This is a genomic window from Arhodomonas sp. AD133 (assembly GCF_051195215.1).
Classification (GTDB): Bacteria; Pseudomonadota; Gammaproteobacteria; order Nitrococcales; family Nitrococcaceae; genus Arhodomonas.
In genome coordinates, this window is the sequence record NZ_JBNAZM010000014.1 from 86,979 (window position 1) to 106,658 (window position 19,680).

The following is a 19,680-nucleotide window of genomic DNA, read 5'->3' on the forward strand; positions in this document are numbered from 1 at the left end:
GCCGCGGAGGGGTCTGATCAGAGGTTCCTCGTACGTGGATCGACTAGGGGTCGAACGGATACGCCGATTCAGGAGGCAGTTCCCATGGCGAAGGTCTGCCAGGTAACGGGCAAGCGCCCGGCTACGGGCAACAACGTCTCGCACTCGAACATCAAGACCAAGCGCCGCTTCCTGCCCAACCTGCGGTATCACCGCTTTTGGGTGGAGAGCGAGCAGCGCTTCGTTCGTCTGCGGGTTTCTTCCAAGGGCATGCGGATCATCGACAAGAAGGGCATCGACGAGGTGCTCACCGATATTCGCGCCCGCGGCGAGAAGGTCTGAGGTGAAGCATCATGCGCGATAAGATCAAGCTCGTCTCCAGTGCCGGCACCGGGCACTTCTACACCACGGACAAGAACAAGCGGAACACCCCGCACAAGCTGGAGTTCCGCAAGTACGATCCGGTGGCGCGCAAGCACGTGATTTATCGTGAGGCGAAGCTCAAGTAAGCACATCGCCGCCACGTGACGGATCGAGAAAAACCCGCCTTTTCGGCGGGTTTTTTGTGCCCGGATCCCGCCGAGCACGCCCTCATGGCCACGCGGCCGCCGCTACGCCGCCGCCGGCTGCACGACGGTGAAACCGCGCAGACGCCGGGCGAAATCCTCCAGAGTCTGAATGCCGGTGGCCTCCGCCTCCGCACACCACTGCCGCAGCTGTTGCAGCAGCGCTTCGTGGGAGCGCGGCGCCCTCACCCAAAGCTGCTGCAGGGCGAGCTTGTATCGGTAGACGGTCTCCAGGCGCGCGCTTTGCGCCAGTGCCTGCTCGAGCCGCGCCTGCGCGGACTCGTCCACCAGCGCGGGATCCCGCACCAGCGCACGCCGTGCCCGCCGCAACAACCGCCGGCAACCCCGATCGGCGTTGGCGCGCTCCGCCCGCCATGTGGGCAACAGCACGTCCCGGGCATAGAAAGCCATCACGTGTACCCGTGCGCGCACGAGTGAACGCACGGTCTCCAGATCCGCCTCGGGTTTGTCCTGGATGCGCGCGCTCGGGGCGACACGCTTGACCCGTGCAAGACCCAGCGCCTGCAGGGCCCGGATATAGCACCACCCCAGATCGAACTCCCAGGGCCGAAGCGCGAACCGCGCGGAGCTCGGGAACGCATGGTGGTTGTTGTGAAGCTCCTCGCCACCAATCACCGCCCCCCACGGAACAAGATTGGTCGACGCGTCGGCGGGCTCGAAGTTGCGGTACCCCAGTGCGTGGCCGACACCATTGATCACGCCGGCCGCCCAGAAAGGAATCCACAGCATCTGCACCGCCCAAATGGAGATACCCAACGCCCCGAACAGCGCGACGTCGATGACCGCCATCAGGGTTACGCCAAGGAAATTGAAGCGGCGGTAGACGTTACGCTCCACCCAATCATCAGGCGTACCGTGCGCGAATTCGGCGACGATCGACGGATCCGCCGTCGCCCCGCGGTAGAGTTCGGCCCCCTCCAGCAACACGCGCCGCAGCCCGAGCACTTGCGGGCTGTGCGGGTCCTCTTCGGTCTCGCAGCGGGCGTGGTGCTTGCGGTGCACCGCAACCCACTCCGCCGTGACCATGCCGGTAGTCAGCCACAACCAGAAGCGGAAGAAGTGCGCGACCAGCGGATGCAGATCCAGGGCACGGTGCGCCTGGTGGCGATGGAGATAGAGGGTGACGGCAGCGATGGTGACATGGGTGAGCCCCAGCACCACCAGGATATACCCCCACCACGGAAGCGGAAGAAGACCAAACCACATGGGCGCGGGAAACCTCGGGGCCACTGCATTATGGCGAACGCCTGGCGGCGCTCCCTATGACACTATAGCGAAGCGGCCGAGACGCCGTCCAACCGGCTGCATCCTCCGCCGCTCGCCGGTATCATGCCGCCGTTGCACGCCACCCCGGGAGGGATCCCGATGCCCGCGCCCGTCGTCGAAGCCCGCGCACTGGCACTACGCCGCGGCCGCCGTATGGTGGTGCGCGCGGCAACACTGCAGCTCGCCCCGGGCGAGCGCCTGGGCCTGGTTGGCATCAACGGCAGCGGCAAGACCTCGCTGCTTCGCGCCATCGCCGGGCTCGCACGCCCCTGTGCCGGCGAGCTGAGCGTCTTCGGCATGCCACCGCACCGCCACGCATCGGCACGCCGGCGCATCGGATGGCTGCCCGAGCAGGCGCCGCTGCTGCCGGAGCTCGACGTGCGCGGCGCCCTGCGTCACGCGGCCGCTCTCGCCGGCGTGCCCGCCAGGGCGCGCACCAGGGCCGCGGAGACGGCCGTAGAGCGTTGCGGCCTAACGGCGGTGGCGGCAAAACGGGTCACGCAGCTTTCGCTCGGTTACCGCCGACGCCTCGGACTCGCCCAGGCGCTCGTCCACGAACCACGGCTGCTGCTGCTGGACGAACCCAGCAACGGTCTCGACGCCGAGGCCCGCGGGGCGCTCTACGAACTCATCGCCGGGCTCTCCCCGGCGCCGGCGCTGATCGTGGCGACGCATGCCGGCAGCGACCTCGAAGCCCTGTGCGGGCGCATACGCGTTCTCCACGACGGCCGCCTGAGCGACCCGGCAGCAGGCAACCACGACTGGTGGCTGGTGCTTGGCGCGAACGCCGGGCCGGCCCCCGGGAGCCTGCCCGGCGTTGCCGACGCCCGAGCTGCTGGTGAACGCCGCTGGCGGGTGCGTCTCTCCCGCGATGCCGAGCCGGAGACAGTGCTCGCTGCGGGCATCGAGGGCGGCTGGCGCGTCGCGGAATGGCGCAGCCTGCGCTCGGATCCGGAAGCACTCATCGGCGCCACCGGCAACACGGAGACGATGCCATGATCGCCATCGCCCGTCGGGAATTCCTTGCACTGTGGCGCACGCCCACGGGCTGGGCACTGGCCGCGGCCAGTCAGCTGGTGCTCGCCTGGTGGTTTCTCAGCCTCGTCGACCGCTACCGGCGGGAGTACGAACCCGCCCTGACCCGGGTCGACAGCGCGCTCGGCGCCGGCGAGCTGATCATCGCACCCTGGTTCGGGGGGCTGCCGACGCTCACCCTCGTGCTCATGATTACCGCGGCCCTGGGCGTGCGTCTGGTGACCGATGATCGCCGCTGGGGCGGCCTCTCTCTGGCGCTGGCCGGGCCAGGGCGAGCAGGGGCCATCGCCGCCGGCAAGTATCTTGGCGGCCTGGGCTATCTCACCGTGCTGCTGTGCCTGTGGCTGACATTGCCGCTGTCACTCGCCATCGGGACGACGCTGGATCTTCCCGCGCTGGCGAGCGCCGCACTGGGCATGTGGCTCGCGACAGCCGCCCTGCTCGCGCTGTCGCTGGCGATGGCCGCCCTTGCCGAGACGCCCGCGGCGGCCGCCGGCCTCGCATTCGGTTCCGGCCTTCTGCTCATGCTCATCAAAGGCGGCGAGGCACCCGGCGCCCTCGCGTGGTGGGGTCTTGGCGGACACCTGCAGGGCTTTCTCGACGCTCGCGTTCACGCCGCGGACATCGCCTATTTCGTGACCCTGGTCACCACCGGGCTGCTCGCCACCACGGCGCGGCTCATGCAGTTGCGGGAGGCGCCATGAAACGGCTACGCGTTCGCATGCCCGGCCGCTGGCTGCTCGCCGCATTGGCCGCAGTCGCGGTAGCCGTGACGGGCACGCTTCTCGCTCCACGGACAACGGCTGTCTGGCACTGGACGGCAAGCGGCACGCAACTGTCCGAGGCCAGCATCCGCCTGCTCGAGACCTTGCAGGGACCGATCAGCCTCACCGTGGCACTGCCCGAAGGTCACCCGGTAAGAGCCCATGTGCGCCGGCTGGCCGCCAGTTACGAACGCCACACGACGGTGGAGCTCGAGTTCGTCGACCCCGGGCGCTCGCAGCAACGCGCCCGGGAACTCGGCTTGCTGCGTGACGGTGAAGGCCTCGTCGGCTGGCAGGGACGCCATGAACGGTTTTCGACGCCTTCCGAGGCGCGGATATCGAGGGCATTGCAGCGCATGAGCCGGCGTTCCGGGCGCTACGTCGTCTGGCTGACCGGTCACGGAGAGCGCCGTCCCGACCGCGGAACGAACTTCGACATGCAGGCGTTCGCGCAGGCCCTGGAGCGTCGCGGTTACCGCCCGCGCAGCGTGCACGCCAAGCGCGTTGCGAGCATCCCCGACAACACGGCAGTGCTGGTGGTGGCGGCACCGACACGTCACCTGGATACCGCCGCGCGAACGTTGATCGACGACTACATCTCCCGCGGCGGGTCGGTGCTTTGGCTAACGGAGCCCGGCGGCCAGGCGGGAACGCTGTTGCCCGTGGCCGTGGGCGACGCCCCCCTCGAGGATCCGCGCACACCGGAACTGCTGGACGTGGACGATACCCGGCTGCTGGTGCTCGACGCCGAGCAGGGCCATCCGGCCTCACGAGGTGTGCAGGCGCCGCTTCTGCTCTCGCGGGCCACCTCGCTCACACCCGGCGAAAGCGAGTGGCAGATCACGCCTGTGATCACCGGCAGCCGCCGGCTCACCAGTGATGAGCGACCTGCCACGCTGGCACTGGCGCTAACGCGGCAGCTTGAGGACCGACGCCAGCATGCCGCCATCGTCGGCGATGCCGACTTCCTCGCCGATGCCTATCTCGGCAACGGCGCGAACCTGCCGTTTGCGCTCAATCTCGTTGACTGGCTGGGCGGGAACAACGCGCTGACGGGCACGTTCATGCGGGGCGCCCCGGATCAGCGCCTGGATTTCCGGCGCACGGACGTTCTGCTGCTCGGCTTCGGGCACATCTTCGCCCTGCCCATACTGCTCGCCCTCGGCGCCGCGTGGACCTGGCGCAGGCAACGCGGCGGACGAGCATCCACCGGCTGACCCGGTGGTATCATCCGGACACCACCCGGCACGCCAGCGACGACACCAACCACATGCCCGAGCTCCCGGAAGTCGAGACCACCCGCCGCGGCATCGCGCCACACGTGATGCATCGCCACATCGCCGCACTCACCGTGCGCGAACGCAGGCTACGCTGGCCGGTCGCCGATGGCCTGGAAGCCCGGGTACGGGGACGACGGGTCGTGGACGTGGGGCGGCGCGCGAAGTATCTGCTCATCACCCTGGACGATGACAGCACGTTAATGGTGCACCTGGGCATGTCGGGCAGCCTGCGCATCGTGACCCACGACACTGCGCCACAGCCCCATGACCACGTGGATTTCGCCTTTACCGAAGGCGCGGTACTGCGATTCAACGACCCCCGCCGTTTCGGCAGCATCCACCATGCCGCCGCGCCGGTGGCGCAACACCCGTTGCTCGCCGAGCTCGGGCCGGAACCGCTCGGCGCGGACTTCGGCGGTGACTGGCTGTATGAGCGCGCCCGCGGGCGACGCGCACCGGTGAAAAGCTTTCTGATGGATAACCGCACCGTGGTGGGCGTTGGCAACATCTACGCAACGGAAGCACTCCACCTCGCCCGCATCCACCCCGGCCGGCCCGCCGGGCGCATCGCCCGCAAGCGCTATCACACACTCGCCGAGACGGTCATGGCCGTGCTGGGCGACGCCATCGAAGCCGGCGGCACGACCTTGCGGGATTTCAGTGACGTCAACGGCCGGCCTGGTTATTTCAGCCAACGCCTCGATGCCTACGGACGCGCCGGCGCGCCGTGTCGCCGATGTGGTGGCACGTTGCGCTCCCGCCCGATCGGTCAGCGCACAACCACTTTCTGCCCGCGCTGTCAGCGCTAGCGTCCTGGAACACAAAATGCTTTGTATTTCTGCGTGTCATGGCGCCGCTGTCGCAAGGCGGCGGCGCGAAGGCGTGGCAGTCCCACGTCGAACGGCACCAACACCGCGACAGTGGCGCCATGACGCGCCCGAAGGGAGCGCCCCAGTCTTGTCAGGGCGGTGTGGCGCCTCCTCGCCGTAGCGCCACCACGACTCGTCGCTGCGCTTAGCCCTGACAAGACTGGGGGCGCTCAGAAATGCAACGAATTCGTGTTCCAGGACACTCGTCCGTCACCCGCTGTCTGCAATCGGCGACGGCCGTGCAAGTGCGCGCGCTACCATGCCGAGCCACTCATGGCCCCGTTTTGCGTCGCCTGCCGCCGACACAAAACGGGTGGGACAACAACACCGTCATCCCCAGAAACCGAGCACTACGTTGCCCGAACAATAACTTGAGAACGCTGGCATCGATGTTGCTTTGAGTTCGCGGCCAACTACACGTCGGCCCGGTGCGCCGGCCACAACCGCGGATCGATCATGTCCACCTCACCCGACCAACCACAGGACAATCTCGCCGACGGCGTCACGGCAATCATCGCCCGCCTGGCAAACGCCCTGCGCAGCCACGAGTGGCAGGCCGCGCGGCCCCGGGGGCTGACCCCCACCCAGGCGCACGCGCTGCATCTGCTCGCCCAGCGCGAGCCCGCGCGCGTGCGCATCAGTGACGTCGCCCGGGAACTCGGCGTCAGCCCTGCGACCGCCAGCGATACCATCGCCACGCTCGAACGCAAGTGCCTGATTACCCGGGCACCGTCGACCGTGGACCGGCGCGCGGTGGAGCTGCGGCTTACCCCGGAAGGGCACGACGCGGTACGCGCGGTGGCACATGCCGGCGCATTCCTCGGCCAGGCGGCAGCGGACCTGCCAGTGGCGACGCAGACCACCCTCTTTTCCGGACTGCTGGAGCTCGCCACCACCCTGGAAGCCACGCGCATGCTGCCGCCGGCACGCATGTGCCCGACCTGCACGCACCTTCGCCGCGGCAGCCGCGGTGCACCCCACTACTGCACCGCCTACGAACGCCCCCTGAACGAGCGCGAGCTGCGCGTCGACTGTCCGCGACACGAGCCGGCGCCGGAGACCGTCGCCAGCACCCGGTAGGCGCGCCCGGCGCTGGTCTGACGCCGGTATCTGCTCTATCGTGGCTTGTTCGTCCATCGGCCAGCGTCCGTTGCGGAGAGCAAGTGCACGTACTAAGCATCCAGTCCCAGCTCGTCTACGGGTACGCGGGTAACAGCGCCGCGGTACCGGCCCTGCAACGCGCCGACATCGACGTCAGCGCGGTGCCCACCGTGCTGCTCACCAACAACCCTCACTATCCCGACACGGCGGGCGGCCCCATGCGTCCCGATACCGTCGCGGCCCACATCGCGACGGCACTGGAACGCATCGGACGGCCGGATGCCGTGATCACCGGATTCCTCGGTGACGGCGCGATCGCCGCCGCAGTGGCTGACGAGCTCGCTACGCTCCGGAGCCGCTACCGCGAATGCCCGATCATCTGCGACCCGGTGCTCGGCGACGAGGACGTGGGCCGGGTACTCGACGACACGGTACTCGCCGCGTTACGTGACACGCTGGTACCTGCCGCGGATCTGATCACACCGAACCGTTTCGAGCTCTCGGAGCTTCTCGGCATCGAGCTGCCGAGTGTGGCAACGGCCGTTCCCGCGGCCAGAACACTCATCGGCGACGGCGGCCCATCCGAAGTGGTGGTCACGGGGCTGCCCACAGCCAACGCAGCCGTCGCGACCCTGGCGGTGACCGCGGAGGCGGCCTGGTGTGTGCCGGTACCTCACATTCCGGTGCGGCCCGTCGGTACCGGCGACGTCTTCACGGCGCTGCTCACCGCCCACCGGCTACGCGGCCGGCCTCTGGCAGAGGCGATGGAGCGGGCCGTCGCCGGGCTGCACGCGGTCCTCGTGCGCACCCACGAGCTCGACCGCGAGGAGATGGCGCTCGTGACTGACAGCGCACGGCTACTCGACCCCGCCGAAACCTTCGACATCGAGCGTCTGGATTAAATCACGCGCCCCCACTGACCGATTTTTGCCTCCCATTCACTAAAGCTGTGATGTTGCGTAGCAGCATTCACAGCCCAACGTGTCTATAGTGAGCGGCAAATAGAATGCTTTTCCGCGTCACGGGAGGTGACTGCAATGATCGACGGACATCTGCTTACCGAAGCCTTCATCCGCGCCTACGAATTCGCCGGCAAGGACGTGAAGCGCCACCGCAAATCCCGTCCCGCTGGGCTCGACTGGAGCATTCTCGGGTACCTGCGCTGGGCCCGCCGGGCGGCCTGAGGTTTCGGGTTTCGGGAATCGAGTCAAAAGTCGAAGGGTTCAAGCGGCAAGCGCGCCCTTCGACGCCCGGTGGGCGCACAACGAAACCCGAAACGCACAACCTCTCGTTTCAGTCGGCACGTCGGCCAGCGCTACGCGCTCGCCGACCTACGACTGAGGTTTCGGGTTTCAGCCGAAAGTCGAAAACTTCAAGTGACAAGCGGCGAACTCGACCCACCGCGTATGCTTCGCGGACAAGAAACCCGGAACCTGAAACGCGCCCCGCTGTCTCGGCACGGCCTTCGGCCGTGAATCAGCGGGATCCCGGATCCGGGAATCGAATCCAGTCAAAAACATCAAGTGGCAAGTGTTCGCCTTCACGGCTCGGCATGCGTTTCGCGGACGCGGAACACGAAACCCGGACCGCGAAACAGCAGGTTTGCCCGTTCGGCACGGCCACGCCCCCTCTTTGAACTTGCCACCTGCCACTTTCTACTTCTTACTCGTTCCCCACCGCCTCAGCGCTCTGGAACCCCCGCACCAGATGGTCGAATAGCAACCCGTAGGCAATGCCCAACGGAATCGCCACCACGGCCGTCGCCGCCATCAGCGACGGCCAGAAGTAGACGTCCCCGCGAATCAGCTCGGTGGGCACGCCGGCGCTGATGTTCCGGCCCGCGCTCTCGGTCACGAAAGTCACCGAGTAGATGTAGTTCGACTGCGCCAGCGAGAACGCGAAGACGATGACCGCACCGATACCTGGCAGGGCCTGGGGCAGCACCACCTTGCGGAAAGCGGCGAAACGCGAGCACCCGTCCAATAACGCCGCTTCGTCGAGCTCCCGTGGCACCGAGCGGAAGAACCCCAGCAATAGCCACGTACAGAAGGGAATGGTGATGGTCGGCAGTACCAGAACCAGGGACCAGATGGAATTGGCAAGCCCCAGCCACACCACGATACGGAACAACGGAATGAACAGCAGCGTGGGGGGAATCAGGTAGACCAGAAATATCGCCATGCCCGAGTGTTCGCCCCACGCTCCGGTCAGTCGCGCCAACGCATAGGCCGCCGGTACGGCGAACGCAACGGTAATGGCCACCACGCACAGACCGATGATCAGGGAGTTGAGCAGAAAAGTCGGAAACTGCGTCTGGGTGAACAGGAACACCAGATGGTCGACGGTTGGCCCCTCGCCGTACCAGAAGGGATTGCTCTGGGGGTTATAGAGCTCCGACTCACGCTTGAAAATGGTGAGCACGGCATAGCCAATGGGCAGCGTGGAGAACAGCACCAGCAGCACGATCGCGAGGTAGAAACCGGCTTTGCGTACCTGAGCCCGCATGATTCCTCCCCTCAGTCACTGCGAAGCCGGTAGGCGTAACGCAGTGCGAAGATCGCCGCGGCCAGCAATACCGGGAACAGGAACAACGCCACCGCCGCCCCCTGACCGAGATCGCCGCTCTCGATACCTTTCAGGAACGCCCAGTACGGGAGGATCTGGGTGGCGTGCCCCGGCCCACCACGGGTGAGCAGTGCCACCACCGACATTTCGCCGATGACCAGCAGCGCCGTGAACAGCACGGCCACGATGAGCACCGGGGCGAGCGCCGGGATGATGATCCGGAACAGGATGCGGAAGAATCCCGCGCCGTCGATCTGGGCCTGCTGCAGCCGCTCCGGCGGAATCGACAGCCGTCCGGCCAGGACGATGATGGTGGCGAGCGGCAGCGTGCGCCAGACTTCCACGAACACCACGCTGCCCATCCCGAGCCATTCCCGGCCAAGATAGTAAAGGTGCCGAGCCGGCCCGAGGGGCCCGCCCGGGCCGAGAATACCGAGCTGCACCAGCAACCAGTCGATGGGGCTGAACTGGGAGTCGAGCAGCCACAGCCAGGTGATCGCGGCGAGTGCCACCGGCATGGCCCAGGGCATGATGAACAATACCTGCACCAGCCGTTTGCCATGAAAGTCCCGGGCGAGCAGCTCCACCGCCGTCGTCGCGAGCACCAGCAACACGGCCACCGTGGCGAGCGTGACCATCACGCTGTTGCGCAGCGCGGTAACGAACGCTTCCTGGCGGATCACTTCCACGAAGTTCTGCAGGCCGACGAACGTGTCCACGCTCGGGTCGCCGACGGTCGCATCGCTCGTGCTCAGCGCGATGGCGTAGAAAAACGGAACAGCAACGAAAGCGACTACGTAGATCACCGCCGGGCCGAGCATCAACGCACCCAGCACCCCCGGCCGCTCCAGCAAGTCGGACATGGGCCGCCGGGGAGCCACGGCTGGTCCGGTGCCGCGACGTTCGGCGACATCCCGGGCGCTCATGCCACCGCCACCTTCGAGGCGGAGGTGCGCTGGCCGCTGCGGGCGTCGAAATAGCAGGCGTCGCTGCGCCGGATCACGAACGGTTTGCGCTCGCCGGTCCCGAATGCCGGGGGCCCGGCCTGGCGCAGCCGCCCGATCACCCGTGGCGGACGCACGCCCATCGGTACGCCGGCGCGTACAACGCCGTAAACCAGCCATTCCGCACCGAGGAACTCCAGGTGCTCCACTTCCACGTCCAGCGTCAACGCGCGCTCGCCGTGCGGTGCATCCGCCTCGGGCAGCATGTGCTCCGGGCGGAAGCCGATGACGACATCCTCGGCCTCCAGGCGGTTCATCGGGGGATCACCGATAAACCCCGCGACGAAAAGATTGCTTGGATCGTGATAGAGCTCGCGTGGCGTCCCGATCTGCTGGACTCTGCCCTCATGAACGACGGCCACACGGTCCGCCAGGCCCAGCGCCTCGAGCTGATCGTGGGTGACGTACAACGTGGTGATACGGGTGCGGTCGTGAAGCTCGCGCAGCTCACCACGCGCCTGGCTGCGGATCTGGGCATCCAGCGAGCTCAACGGCTCGTCGAACAGGAACAACTGTGGATCCCGCACCAGCGCCCGCGCCAGAGCCACGCGCTGACTCTGGCCTCCGGAAAGGCGCGTCGGTCGCCGGTTGAGGAGATCCTCGATCTCGAGAATCCGGACTACCCAGTCGAGCTTGCGGCGTTGCTCTTCCGACGGCACCTTGCGCGCAGCGAGCGGGAATCGAATATTCTCGCGCACGCTCATGTTGGGATAGAGCGCGAAGCTCTGGAAAACCATCGCCACGTTGCGACGCTTGGGAGGAATGCCGACCACGGTGACACCATCGACCAGGATATCCCCCGACGAGGGCTCCTCGAGTCCGGCAACCATGCGCATCAATGTGCTCTTGCCGGAGCCGGAGGGGCCGAGGATGGCGAGCAACTCGCCATCCTCGGTTTCCAGGTCGATGCCGTCGACGGCCCGAATGGCGCCGTAGAACTTCTTCAGTGCACGCGTCTGCAGGACCGCCATAGGACCTCATTCCGGCCGCGCCGCGGACCGGCCTCGCGTCGCGAACATCATCCGCAGCGGCGGGGGCTCACTCGCCCCCGCCGCTACCGACGAAGCCCCGCTCACGCCATTTAGCGAAAATCGCCTTGATCTCGGCCGTCGTGTCCTCGAGCGCCTCCTCGGGGGACTTCACCCCGCGCGCGACGTCGGCCATCATGCTCGAGACGAGGTGGGACTGGTAAACCTCGCTGATCGCCGGGTTCGCGTAGCCGGGATAACCGAGCCACGCCGTCCACTCGTCGGCGGTACGCAGCAGCGAGAGCTTGTCCCGCGGCTCCGCCCCCCACGGATCGTCTGCCAGCCAGCCGTCCTCGGCGAAGAGATCCGGCGAACGCGAAGGATAGGCCGGGAAGTTGTAGAATTTCGCGTAGAAACTCGCCAGGGCGTAGTTGCTCTCGAGATCCAGCATGAACTTCTTCGCCGCGCGGATCTTGTCCTCGTCGGTGACATACGAAGGCATCGTGTAGATGAACCACACGTGCGCCGGCATCTTCACGTCCCCGCGCGGGCCCTTGAGCCCCGGCCGGAAGCCCGTGTCGGCGGCAACCTCAGGGGCAGACTCCTGGGCACTGCGGTAGAACGAAATGGAATTCTGGATATACGACGCCTGCCCGCCGATGAACGTCTGATTGTTGGACGCGGCGTTCCAGGCGAACACCTCCGGCGTCATCGCGTTGTCGAACAGCTGCTTGAGGAACCGCACGGCCTCCAGGACCTCGGGCGAGTCGAACACGACGTTACCGTCCTCGTCCTGGATCGAGCCGCCGTGGGACCAGATCAGCGCCCGCGCCCAGAACTCCGAGTCGATCTCCGGCGACAGGCCCACGGCCACGGGGATGCCGGTTTCCTCGAAGATCTTGCTGCCACCGTCGAGAAGGTCGGCATAGGTTTCCGGGCCGTCCGGGTAACCGGCGTCCGCCCACAGCGAGCGGCGGTAGTCGCCGGGGTCCGGCACCCACCCGTGACAGAAGCCGTACCACATATCCTTCGCGGGCAGGTAGCTGGAGCGCTCGCAGGTACCCACCGGGTCCCCGCCGAACGCCGCCATGGCCGCCTCGTTGACGTCGTCGAGCGGCTGAAGCCCATCGATGAACGCGGTCGGCGGTGCGACCATCTCGAACAGCGTCGCTCCCTCGCCGGCGGAAACAGACGCCGACAGCGTCGACGCCAGGTCGGCGATATTGATCATGTTCACCGTGACGTCGACGTTGTGCGCCTCGCCCCAGCGCTCGGCGTACTGGCGGAACCATTCGTCATAGCGCGGAACGAAATGACTCCACTGGGTGATGCTGATGGAAGTCCCGTCGGGGAACGACTCGGGGAAAGTCATCTCCCCGTAGGTGGTTTCGAAAGTGGGCTCACCGGGCGCTGCCTCTTCCTGGGCCTGAGCGGCGCCGGACAACGCGAGTGCGATGGCGGCCACACCCGCCACGAATGCTCCGGCAACCCGGCACGATGACGGTTGGTAACTTCGGCGATCGTCTGTCATGGCCATCCCCCTCCTAGAGGGCACGGAGAGACCATATTAATCAGGAGTCTAGAAAGCGGCGGTTGACTGTCAAATGGATCGCTGTCCAATGGACACGCCGACGCTGACGGATTCCGGGCGCTGCCCTATAGTTGCCGAAGTTCCCACAGCCAGGGCGTGTCAGATGCCACGGGTATCGTTCACACCCACGTTGCGACGCCACCTCGACGTGCCTGCCCGGACAGTCACGGCGGCGACGGTGGGTGCCGCGCTCGACGCGATCTGCACCGACCATCCGACGTTGCGCGGCTACCTCCTGGACGACCAGGGCCGGCTCCGCCACCACGTCGCGGTATTCGTGGACGACGTCCAGCTCCGCGGTGGCAGCGCACTGACCCACCCCCTCGAGGAAACCAGCGAAGTCGTGATCATGCAGGCCCTGTCGGGTGGCTGATCAAGCGCTAGTGTCCTGAAACGCAACGGGTTGGGTTTAATGGGAGGCACACCAATGAGCGCACGACTGTTCATCGGTACCCGCAAGGGCCTATTCATGCTGGAGGAGGATGCGGACTGGCACATCACCCGCACGGCGTTCCTCGGTGAGCCCGTGACCATGCTGCTGCCCGCAGACGACGGCGAGACACTTTTCGCGGCGTTGAATCTCGGGCACTTCGGGGTGAAGCTGCACCGCTCGCGTGACGGCGGCCGCAGCTGGAGCGAGATCGCCACGCCCCAATACCCGCCGCAGCCGGACGACGCGCAAGGCCCGGACTGGTCGCTCGCGCAGATTTGGAGCCTGGAGACCGGTGGCGCCGACCGCCCCGGCTCGCTCTGGGCCGGCACCATTCCCGGCGGGCTTTTCCACTCGGGCGACGACGGCGATTCCTGGGCGCTCGTGGAATCTCTCTGGTACCGGCCCGAGAGGGCCGAATGGTTCGGCGGGGGATATGACGCGCCCGGAATACACTCCATTTGCGTCGATCCCCGCGACAGCCGACGCGTGACGGTCGCGGTCTCCTGCGGCGGCGTCTGGCAGACCCGGGATCTGGGGGAAAGCTGGTCCCTGCGCGCGGGCGGCATGCGTGCCGCGTACATGCCTCCGGGACGCGCGGACGACCCGGGCGTCCAGGACCCGCACCGTATGGTCCACTGCCCCGCCGCACCCGACACCCTGTGGGTGCAGCACCACAACGGAATCTTCCGCAGCACCGACGGCGCGGAAAGCTGGCAGGAGGTGACCGGCGCGGAACCCTCGAGCTTCGGCTTCGCCGTGGTGACCCACCCCAGGGATCCGCAGCGCGCGTGGTTCGTCCCGGCAGTCAAGGATGAGTGCCGTATCCCGGTCAACGCCGCACTCGCCGTGACGCGCACCCGCGATGGCGGACGAAGCTTCGAAGTATTGCGCGACGGCCTGCCCCAGCGCGACGCCTACGACCTTGTCTATCGCCACGGCATGGATATCCACCCGGAGGAGGCGGTGCTGGCGTTCGGCTCCACCACCGGCAATCTATGGCTCTCCGAAGACCAGGGCGTGCACTGGCGACAGCTCGCCGCCCATCTGCCTCCCGTTTACTGCGTGCGCTTCGGGTAGCACCCGATCACGTTCGATGTCGCAGAAAGCGCTCATGGAGATCGAACACAGAGCACACGAAGGTAGTTGTCAAAATGACAGCGTGGCTTACTAACCTTTTCGAAAGTATTGCCAGGTTTCAGCGTCACTGCGCGGTGTCTCGGCAAGGCGCGGGAGCGCCGGCGTGGCGAGGGCCACGTCAAGCGAGCGCAACGCTGCCGAGGCGCCGCGCAGTGGCGCCCTGCGGGTGGCCGTGTGCGCCGCTGTGGACAGCGTTGCTCGTCGCTCATGGTGACCCTGCTACACGTCCCTCCTCGCGCCACTGACCATCGAGGCGAGTGACTCGGGATATCGCAAGCCCATTGTGGCGGCGTACCGCTAAGGCCTGTCGAAGCGAACAGCGGCGCACACGGCCACTGAGACCTGGCAATACTTTCGAAAAGGTTAGTATCCTTGCCTGCTGCACATGAGAGCCATTGCGCAGCGGAGGGAGCATGGGTCGCTATCGCCCGCCGCGGCCGAGATCGTCCCCATACATCACACCGGAAGGCTGGAACCGCCTGAATCAGGAGCTCGACTGGCTGTGGCGCGTCCGCCGCCCCGAGGTGACACAGGCGGTCTCCGAAGCCGCGGCCATGGGGGATCGCTCCGAGAATGCGGAATACATCTACGGCAAGAAGCAGCTCCGCGAGATCGACAGTCGGATCCGCTATCTCAGCAAGCGCCTCGATGCGCTGACCGTCGTGCGCGACCGCCCCGCCGATCCGGACCGCGTGTTCTTCGGCGTATGGCTGGACGTGGAGGACGAGGCCGGCGAGACCGCCCGCTACCGCATCGTCGGCGCCGACGAGATCGATCCCGCCGCCGGCTGGATCAGCGTGGACTCGCCCTTCGCCCGGGCCGCGCTCGGCAAGGCCGTGGACGAGGAGTTCACCGTGCCGACGCCGCATGGTGAGGTTGTCTACTTCATACTTGCCGTCTGGCAGGATCCCCCGATGGACTGAGAAACCGCGACCACGCGCCCGTTCCCTGCAGCCTCGGGTGGCATATTGCCGCTGTATCCGATGCACGGGCTCGCGTACATTGGCGCCTCCGAACTGTCGCAGAGGATGCATGCCCATGTTCGATGCGCAGCCCGTTCGCACTCGCGTGAAAGTCTGCTGTATCGCCTCCGCCGAAGAAGCATGGACCGCGATCGCCACCGGCGCCGACGCGCTGGGCCTCGTCGGCGCCATGCCCTCCGGTCCCGGCACCATCGACGACGCGACCATCGCCTCCGTCGCCGCGCAGGTTCCGCCACCGGTGGCAAGCTTCCTGCTCACCGCCGAAACCACCGCTGAAGGCATCGCGGAGCACGTCCGTCGTACCGGGGCATCCACGGTTCAGATCGTCAACCACATCGATCCGGCACAGACTCGTGCGCTCGTCCGTGCGCTACCGTCAACGCGCCGCGTGCAGGTCATCCACGTCGAGGATGAAAGTGCCCTCGGCCTCATCGACCGTTACGCCGACTCGGTGCATGCCTTTCTGCTCGACTCCGGCCGGCCCACTCTGACGGTACCGGAGCTCGGTGGTACCGGTCGGGTTCACGACTGGCGCGTGAGCGCCGAGTTCGTTCGCCACAGCCCGTTGCCGGTATTCCTGGCCGGCGGCCTGACACCCGGGAACGTCGACGAGGCCATTGAGACCGTTCGCCCGTACGGGCTCGACCTGTGCTCGGGCGTACGCACCGATGGGCGTCTGGATCCTGACAAGCTCTCCGGTTTCATGACGGCCGTTCGAGAGGCCGACCGGCTCGTGAGCACCGCATCGCACGCGTAGTTCGACTAATCCGATCACAGGTAATGCCACGTGTCAGCGCGGCAGCCGCGTTGCGCTTACTCGACATGAGCCACGCCTTCGCTCGCGCGCCTTGCAGCCGAACCGCACAAGCACTCTGACACGTGGTATTAGTGTGATCGGATTAGTAAGCCCATACGCCGGCCACGAAAATGCCGACGCCGATGAGTCCCAGCGCGACGCCGGCAAGACGTCCGAGAAGACGCCCGCCCGGGGCCAGTTTTTCGAGCAGAACGAACCCGGCAATGACGGCAACCCAGAACAGATTCATCACACCGGCGGTAAACAGCAGCAGCATAAGCGTCCAGCAACAGCCAACACAGATGAGGCCGTGCTCCGCGCCCATACGGAAAGCGCCGAGCAGGCCCGACCGCCACCGGAACATGAAGAATCGAAAGGGCGAACGGCACTTGCGCAGGCACACGTCCTTTAGCGGCGACCACTGGTAGAGACCCGCCACCACCAGCAATACGCCGGTGAGGGCCAGGTTGGCGGAATCCATCGCCGGCATCCTCAGCAGCCGTTCATATACCAGCGTGGCCTGCAGCAACGTCGCACCGAGACTGAAGGCTGCCCATACCGCGAGATAGCCGCCGGTGAAGATCCATACGGCGCCATGCGCGGGTGCACTATCCCGGCGCCTGGTGACGATGGTGGTGTACACGAGGATGGCCGGCGCAGCGCTGGGTACCATCATGCCGACCATCATGACCGCCCACATGACGAACGTCAGCGCCAGAGGCCCAATGTCCCACACGCGGACGGCGGCTGCCGGCGCCATCACGTCGCCGGCGGCGCTCATGTGGACAATGCGGCCGGTATCGATCCAGAGGTAGACCCAGGCGAGCACGGTGAGCAAGCATAGCGCGGCGAGCACCACCAAACGGTCCCGCCGAACCGCCCTCGATGCCGCGGATGCCGCGTTGGCGACCATGGCTTACGCGAATGAATACCCACCAACCGCCGACCCGCTCCTAGCCCGTCCAGGAAAACGGCGCGAAATGACCGTTACGCGTACCGCTGGAGTCGTCCCAGTCGATCCCGAACGCGTGAAAATGACTATGGGTGGCATTGGCCAGCGCCAGTCGCGAGGAGACCGGATGGACCGTGTTCTCCAGGTAGATCGGCTCGCCTTCCCTTACCGCACTGGGAACCCCGGTCAACGCTTGGTCCACGAGATCGCCGGCCTTCACGGTGCGAACGAACCCTTCGTCGACCTCGAATTCCACCTTCCGTTTCTCGATGCCCGCATGCTCCCCCACCAGAGGCGCCAGCGCGGCCATCGGTCCACCGGCGGCGCCCGAGACGATATCGTTGATCGCCTGCGTCTGCGCGTCATCGGCGCGTTCGTCCACGATCACCCCGACCTTGATGTTGCCGTCCGCCATCGGGCCCGGTGAATGCATCAGAACAACGAGCGCGATGCCGTCCAGCACAACCTCATCCTTGCGCCCCGTGTCGATGTGCATCGCGATGGCTGCCTTGCAGTCCCCTTCCGTGGGCTTCGCCGCCAGGTTGGAGCCAATGCAGGGGCAGATGAACTCACAATTGCACGTTTCCACGTACTGCCCTTCGATCCGCCAGTCCGCCATGTCGAGACCCTCCCTCCAGACATCCGAATACCGGCCGTCCCGGACACTGCTCGCAACTCGCGCTCCACAGGCGCGAATGCTCACTCGAGTATAGGTTCCGCGCCGCCCACTCCCCCTCACGAACACCTACCGGCCATCAGACCGGACCGGTAGCGCGCTCGTCACCCGACATCCGGTTTCACTCCGGATTCGAAAACCGTTGCCGACCCTGTACGCCTCGCCGCCAACGGTCTAGACACAGGGCAACGAGGCGGCGATTCGATCGGGGGACGATTGGGGGAAGCATGAACGTTTCAGCCCTAAAATGTCCCGCTTTTAGGCCGGCCATTAATGTCGAACTCTGTAGCGGCTACGGGAGGCGCAAATGAATGATCAATGGACTGCGTGGAAAATGGAAGGCGTCCCTGTAGACCGCCCCACGGTCCGCTTCGACGGTATCTGGATCAATAAACTGGGATCGGAAATGTCCATTTCCGTCGAAGGAAACACCCTCTCCGGCTCTTATCGCACGGCGGTCGGCGCCCCGGGCCATTACGAAAATTTCCCGCTCATCGGTTTCGTCAACGGCGACTTGATCGGGTTCGTCGTTGACTGGGGAAAGTATGGCTCGATGACGTCGTGGGCTGGGCAGTACACGAACGCCGACGACAATACAGGCGAGCGCATCGAAACGATGTGGTATCTCGTCAACAATGTGGCCGAAAAGGACGAGCCGGACGGCCCGTGGAACGCGACACTCTCCGGTTCGAACGTATTCACCAGAAAATGAGGCGGCGGCGGGCCATCACCCGTAGAAGTGTTGAGCCCGCCACTGCGCCACCCGAGCACGCCACCGTAAAACGGAGCTCGAGGTCAAAGCCGATCGCTTCCCGCCTGGCCCGCCTCCTGTCTCACCGTCTTTATCCGATGAATGACGTGCAGGATCTCTTCCGCCGATTTCCCTTCGAATTCTTCCTGCAGCTCATTGAGCTGAGCCTCGAGCTCCCAGGCAACACGCGCCTTCTCGTACTCATGAGGACTGGTCAACGCGTCCAGCTCGATTTCGTCGTTTTCGAAATCCTCACCGAGCACGAGCCAAAGCGAGTACGGCTTCCATTTCCTGGCGGCAAACTCTATGAAGTCAGCGGTCAGCCTGACGCGGCCGTTCAGGACATTGACCCACCGCCGGTAGGCGATGCCGGACTCGCGGGAGAGATCATTGAGGGTTTCTCCTGACTGCCTCACGATATGCTTGAACCGTTCCTGAATGTCGGACATATGGTCGTTCCCCGTGCGCGCAGCAAGCGCATGACACTTCCGAATGCTCGTCATCGAAGCAATTTTGAAAAAATATACTATGCAACAACCCACACTCGGCGTTCAATTGCCGTGAACGAACAGGCGGTGCAATAAATGCACGCTTGTCACTCGCCGCAGGAAAAGGTTCCTTCTCGATCTGTGTGGGTTCCAGGGTGTGAAGGCGGGTAGCCGGTAGGTAGCGATGACCGATATGTTGTGTCCCCCATCACCGCTGCCGGAGTACCGCGACCATGGCGCCGAACGCCTCTGAGCTGAGCCTGTTCACCGCTGCGCTGGGTCTGTATTCGCCCTGGGAAGTTGTCTCGGTGGACTTCGATCCCGGCGCCAAGCGCATTGATCTGGAGGTGGGCTTTGCCCGCGGGGCGCGCTTTAGCTGCCCGGCCTGCGGGGCGGCGGATCAGCCGGTCCACGACAGCCGCCGGCGTAGCTGGCAGCACCTGCACTTCTTCGAG

General features: G+C 65.9%; 23 protein-coding genes. 15 read left to right on the forward strand and 8 right to left on the reverse strand.

Annotated elements, in window-relative coordinates; translation table 11 throughout:
• Positions 1 to 84 precede the first annotated feature (84 nt).
• Both rpmB and rpmG read left to right on the forward strand, forming a co-directional pair.
• Positions 85 to 321 carry a 50S ribosomal protein L28 gene (gene rpmB / locus ACPEES_RS10520; RefSeq protein WP_435103428.1) on the forward strand — a complete coding sequence of 79 codons (237 nt, stop codon included), beginning with the start codon at positions 85 to 87 and terminating at the stop codon, positions 319 to 321.
• 11 nt (positions 322 to 332) lie between these two features.
• The gene (gene rpmG, locus ACPEES_RS10525; protein ID WP_435103429.1) at positions 333 to 488 is read left to right on the forward strand and encodes a 50S ribosomal protein L33; all 156 of its coding nucleotides are present in this window, start codon (positions 333 to 335) and stop codon (positions 486 to 488) included.
• A 102-nt stretch (positions 489 to 590) separates the two neighbouring features.
• Here rpmG and ACPEES_RS10530 read toward each other — a convergent pair whose 3' ends face one another.
• Positions 591 to 1,772, reverse strand: a complete 1,182-nt coding sequence (locus tag ACPEES_RS10530) for a DesA family fatty acid desaturase (protein ID WP_435103430.1) — start codon at positions 1,770 to 1,772, stop codon at positions 591 to 593.
• Positions 1,773 to 1,931: 159 nt separating this feature from the next.
• Between ACPEES_RS10530 and ACPEES_RS10535 the strand changes: the two genes are divergently transcribed.
• The 7 genes from ACPEES_RS10535 to ACPEES_RS10565 all read left to right on the forward strand — a co-directional run bounded on the left by ACPEES_RS10535 (position 1,932) and on the right by ACPEES_RS10565 (position 8,065).
• Entirely contained in the window at positions 1,932 to 2,831 is a 900-nt protein-coding gene (locus tag ACPEES_RS10535; protein ID WP_435103431.1) for an ABC transporter ATP-binding protein, read from the forward strand.
• Positions 2,828 to 3,571: an ABC transporter permease subunit gene (locus ACPEES_RS10540; protein WP_435103432.1), complete on the forward strand. Its 744-nt coding sequence runs from the start codon at positions 2,828 to 2,830 to the stop codon at positions 3,569 to 3,571. The genes ACPEES_RS10535 and ACPEES_RS10540 overlap by 4 nt, the downstream gene beginning before the upstream one ends.
• Positions 3,568 to 4,848: a Gldg family protein gene (locus tag ACPEES_RS10545; RefSeq protein ID WP_435103433.1), complete on the forward strand. Its 1,281-nt coding sequence runs from the start codon at positions 3,568 to 3,570 to the stop codon at positions 4,846 to 4,848. Before ACPEES_RS10540 ends, ACPEES_RS10545 begins: the two co-directional genes overlap by 4 nt.
• A 53-nt stretch (positions 4,849 to 4,901) precedes the next feature.
• On the forward strand, positions 4,902 to 5,720 hold the full coding sequence (gene mutM, locus ACPEES_RS10550; protein WP_435103434.1) for a bifunctional DNA-formamidopyrimidine glycosylase/DNA-(apurinic or apyrimidinic site) lyase: 819 nt from the start codon (positions 4,902 to 4,904) through the stop codon (positions 5,718 to 5,720).
• A gap of 516 nt (positions 5,721 to 6,236) precedes the next feature.
• Positions 6,237 to 6,860 (forward strand): MarR family winged helix-turn-helix transcriptional regulator, encoded by a 624-nt coding sequence (locus ACPEES_RS10555; RefSeq protein WP_435103435.1) that lies wholly within the window; start codon positions 6,237 to 6,239, stop codon positions 6,858 to 6,860.
• 83 nt (positions 6,861 to 6,943) lie between these two features.
• On the forward strand, positions 6,944 to 7,783 hold the full coding sequence (gene pdxY / locus ACPEES_RS10560; RefSeq protein ID WP_435103437.1) for a pyridoxal kinase: 840 nt from the start codon (positions 6,944 to 6,946) through the stop codon (positions 7,781 to 7,783).
• A 135-nt stretch (positions 7,784 to 7,918) separates the two neighbouring features.
• The gene (locus ACPEES_RS10565) at positions 7,919 to 8,065 is read left to right on the forward strand and encodes a hypothetical protein (RefSeq protein ID WP_435103438.1); all 147 of its coding nucleotides are present in this window, start codon (positions 7,919 to 7,921) and stop codon (positions 8,063 to 8,065) included.
• Between the two features lie 478 nt (positions 8,066 to 8,543).
• Here ACPEES_RS10565 and ACPEES_RS10570 read toward each other — a convergent pair whose 3' ends face one another.
• The 4 genes from ACPEES_RS10570 to ACPEES_RS10585 all read right to left on the reverse strand — a co-directional run bounded on the left by ACPEES_RS10570 (position 8,544) and on the right by ACPEES_RS10585 (position 12,949).
• Complete coding sequence (locus ACPEES_RS10570) at positions 8,544 to 9,386, reverse strand: carbohydrate ABC transporter permease (protein WP_435103439.1); 843 nt, start codon at positions 9,384 to 9,386, stop codon at positions 8,544 to 8,546.
• A gap of 11 nt (positions 9,387 to 9,397) precedes the next feature.
• Entirely contained in the window at positions 9,398 to 10,372 is a 975-nt protein-coding gene (locus ACPEES_RS10575; protein ID WP_435103440.1) for a carbohydrate ABC transporter permease, read from the reverse strand.
• Positions 10,369 to 11,421 (reverse strand): ABC transporter ATP-binding protein, encoded by a 1,053-nt coding sequence (locus ACPEES_RS10580; protein WP_435103441.1) that lies wholly within the window; start codon positions 11,419 to 11,421, stop codon positions 10,369 to 10,371. Before ACPEES_RS10580 ends, ACPEES_RS10575 begins: the two co-directional genes overlap by 4 nt.
• A 67-nt stretch (positions 11,422 to 11,488) precedes the next feature.
• On the reverse strand, positions 11,489 to 12,949 hold the full coding sequence (locus ACPEES_RS10585; protein ID WP_435103442.1) for an ABC transporter substrate-binding protein: 1,461 nt from the start codon (positions 12,947 to 12,949) through the stop codon (positions 11,489 to 11,491).
• Between the two features lie 163 nt (positions 12,950 to 13,112).
• On the opposite strand from ACPEES_RS10585, the gene ACPEES_RS10590 reads away from it, so the two are divergent.
• From ACPEES_RS10590 to ACPEES_RS10605, 4 genes are all read left to right on the forward strand, one after another.
• Positions 13,113 to 13,382: a MoaD/ThiS family protein gene (locus ACPEES_RS10590; RefSeq protein WP_435103443.1), complete on the forward strand. Its 270-nt coding sequence runs from the start codon at positions 13,113 to 13,115 to the stop codon at positions 13,380 to 13,382.
• Positions 13,383 to 13,436: 54 nt separating this feature from the next.
• Positions 13,437 to 14,519 (forward strand): WD40/YVTN/BNR-like repeat-containing protein, encoded by a 1,083-nt coding sequence (locus tag ACPEES_RS10595; protein WP_435103444.1) that lies wholly within the window; start codon positions 13,437 to 13,439, stop codon positions 14,517 to 14,519.
• A 473-nt stretch (positions 14,520 to 14,992) separates the two neighbouring features.
• Positions 14,993 to 15,502, forward strand: a complete 510-nt coding sequence (greB, locus tag ACPEES_RS10600; protein ID WP_435103445.1) for a transcription elongation factor GreB — start codon at positions 14,993 to 14,995, stop codon at positions 15,500 to 15,502.
• 115 nt (positions 15,503 to 15,617) lie between these two features.
• Positions 15,618 to 16,319 (forward strand): phosphoribosylanthranilate isomerase, encoded by a 702-nt coding sequence (locus ACPEES_RS10605; protein WP_435103446.1) that lies wholly within the window; start codon positions 15,618 to 15,620, stop codon positions 16,317 to 16,319.
• Positions 16,320 to 16,461: 142 nt separating this feature from the next.
• Here the strand turns inward: ACPEES_RS10605 and ACPEES_RS10610 are convergent, their stop codons facing one another.
• Complete coding sequence (locus ACPEES_RS10610; protein ID WP_435103447.1) at positions 16,462 to 17,271, reverse strand: DUF2182 domain-containing protein; 810 nt, start codon at positions 17,269 to 17,271, stop codon at positions 16,462 to 16,464.
• 40 nt (positions 17,272 to 17,311) lie between these two features.
• On the reverse strand, positions 17,312 to 17,929 hold the full coding sequence (locus ACPEES_RS10615) for a DUF1326 domain-containing protein (RefSeq protein WP_435103448.1): 618 nt from the start codon (positions 17,927 to 17,929) through the stop codon (positions 17,312 to 17,314).
• Positions 17,930 to 18,293: 364 nt separating this feature from the next.
• Between ACPEES_RS10615 and ACPEES_RS10620 the strand changes: the two genes are divergently transcribed.
• Positions 18,294 to 18,698 (forward strand): avidin/streptavidin family protein, encoded by a 405-nt coding sequence (locus ACPEES_RS10620; protein WP_435103449.1) that lies wholly within the window; start codon positions 18,294 to 18,296, stop codon positions 18,696 to 18,698.
• Between the two features lie 83 nt (positions 18,699 to 18,781).
• Here the strand turns inward: ACPEES_RS10620 and ACPEES_RS10625 are convergent, their stop codons facing one another.
• Positions 18,782 to 19,186 (reverse strand): hypothetical protein, encoded by a 405-nt coding sequence (locus tag ACPEES_RS10625; RefSeq protein ID WP_435103450.1) that lies wholly within the window; start codon positions 19,184 to 19,186, stop codon positions 18,782 to 18,784.
• Positions 19,187 to 19,458: 272 nt separating this feature from the next.
• Between ACPEES_RS10625 and ACPEES_RS10630 the strand changes: the two genes are divergently transcribed.
• Positions 19,459 to 19,680: transposase family protein (locus ACPEES_RS10630; protein WP_435103451.1), on the forward strand; the 222-nt coding region annotated here is incomplete at its 3' end.

Excerpts from the sequence above, each read along its gene's own strand:
- rpmB (WP_435103428.1), top strand. The coding sequence starts at position 85 with ATGGCGAAGGTCTGCCAGGTAACGGGCAAGCGCCCGGCTACGGGCAAC.
- rpmG (WP_435103429.1), top strand. The coding sequence starts at position 333 with ATGCGCGATAAGATCAAGCTCGTCTCCAGTGCCGGCACCGGGCACTTC.
- ACPEES_RS10530 (WP_435103430.1), bottom strand. The coding sequence starts at position 1,772 with ATGTGGTTTGGTCTTCTTCCGCTTCCGTGGTGGGGGTATATCCTGGTG.
- ACPEES_RS10535 (WP_435103431.1), top strand. The coding sequence starts at position 1,932 with ATGCCCGCGCCCGTCGTCGAAGCCCGCGCACTGGCACTACGCCGCGGC.
- ACPEES_RS10540 (WP_435103432.1), top strand. The coding sequence starts at position 2,828 with ATGATCGCCATCGCCCGTCGGGAATTCCTTGCACTGTGGCGCACGCCC.
- ACPEES_RS10545 (WP_435103433.1), top strand. The coding sequence starts at position 3,568 with ATGAAACGGCTACGCGTTCGCATGCCCGGCCGCTGGCTGCTCGCCGCA.
- mutM (WP_435103434.1), top strand. The coding sequence starts at position 4,902 with ATGCCCGAGCTCCCGGAAGTCGAGACCACCCGCCGCGGCATCGCGCCA.
- ACPEES_RS10555 (WP_435103435.1), top strand. The coding sequence starts at position 6,237 with ATGTCCACCTCACCCGACCAACCACAGGACAATCTCGCCGACGGCGTC.
- ACPEES_RS10565 (WP_435103438.1), top strand. The coding sequence starts at position 7,919 with ATGATCGACGGACATCTGCTTACCGAAGCCTTCATCCGCGCCTACGAA.
- ACPEES_RS10570 (WP_435103439.1), bottom strand. The coding sequence starts at position 9,386 with ATGCGGGCTCAGGTACGCAAAGCCGGTTTCTACCTCGCGATCGTGCTG.
- ACPEES_RS10575 (WP_435103440.1), bottom strand. The coding sequence starts at position 10,372 with ATGAGCGCCCGGGATGTCGCCGAACGTCGCGGCACCGGACCAGCCGTG.
- ACPEES_RS10580 (WP_435103441.1), bottom strand. The coding sequence starts at position 11,421 with ATGGCGGTCCTGCAGACGCGTGCACTGAAGAAGTTCTACGGCGCCATT.
- ACPEES_RS10585 (WP_435103442.1), bottom strand. The coding sequence starts at position 12,949 with ATGACAGACGATCGCCGAAGTTACCAACCGTCATCGTGCCGGGTTGCC.
- ACPEES_RS10590 (WP_435103443.1), top strand. The coding sequence starts at position 13,113 with ATGCCACGGGTATCGTTCACACCCACGTTGCGACGCCACCTCGACGTG.
- ACPEES_RS10595 (WP_435103444.1), top strand. The coding sequence starts at position 13,437 with ATGAGCGCACGACTGTTCATCGGTACCCGCAAGGGCCTATTCATGCTG.
- greB (WP_435103445.1), top strand. The coding sequence starts at position 14,993 with ATGGGTCGCTATCGCCCGCCGCGGCCGAGATCGTCCCCATACATCACA.
- ACPEES_RS10605 (WP_435103446.1), top strand. The coding sequence starts at position 15,618 with ATGTTCGATGCGCAGCCCGTTCGCACTCGCGTGAAAGTCTGCTGTATC.
- ACPEES_RS10610 (WP_435103447.1), bottom strand. The coding sequence starts at position 17,271 with ATGGTCGCCAACGCGGCATCCGCGGCATCGAGGGCGGTTCGGCGGGAC.
- ACPEES_RS10615 (WP_435103448.1), bottom strand. The coding sequence starts at position 17,929 with ATGGCGGACTGGCGGATCGAAGGGCAGTACGTGGAAACGTGCAATTGT.
- ACPEES_RS10620 (WP_435103449.1), top strand. The coding sequence starts at position 18,294 with ATGAATGATCAATGGACTGCGTGGAAAATGGAAGGCGTCCCTGTAGAC.
- ACPEES_RS10625 (WP_435103450.1), bottom strand. The coding sequence starts at position 19,186 with ATGTCCGACATTCAGGAACGGTTCAAGCATATCGTGAGGCAGTCAGGA.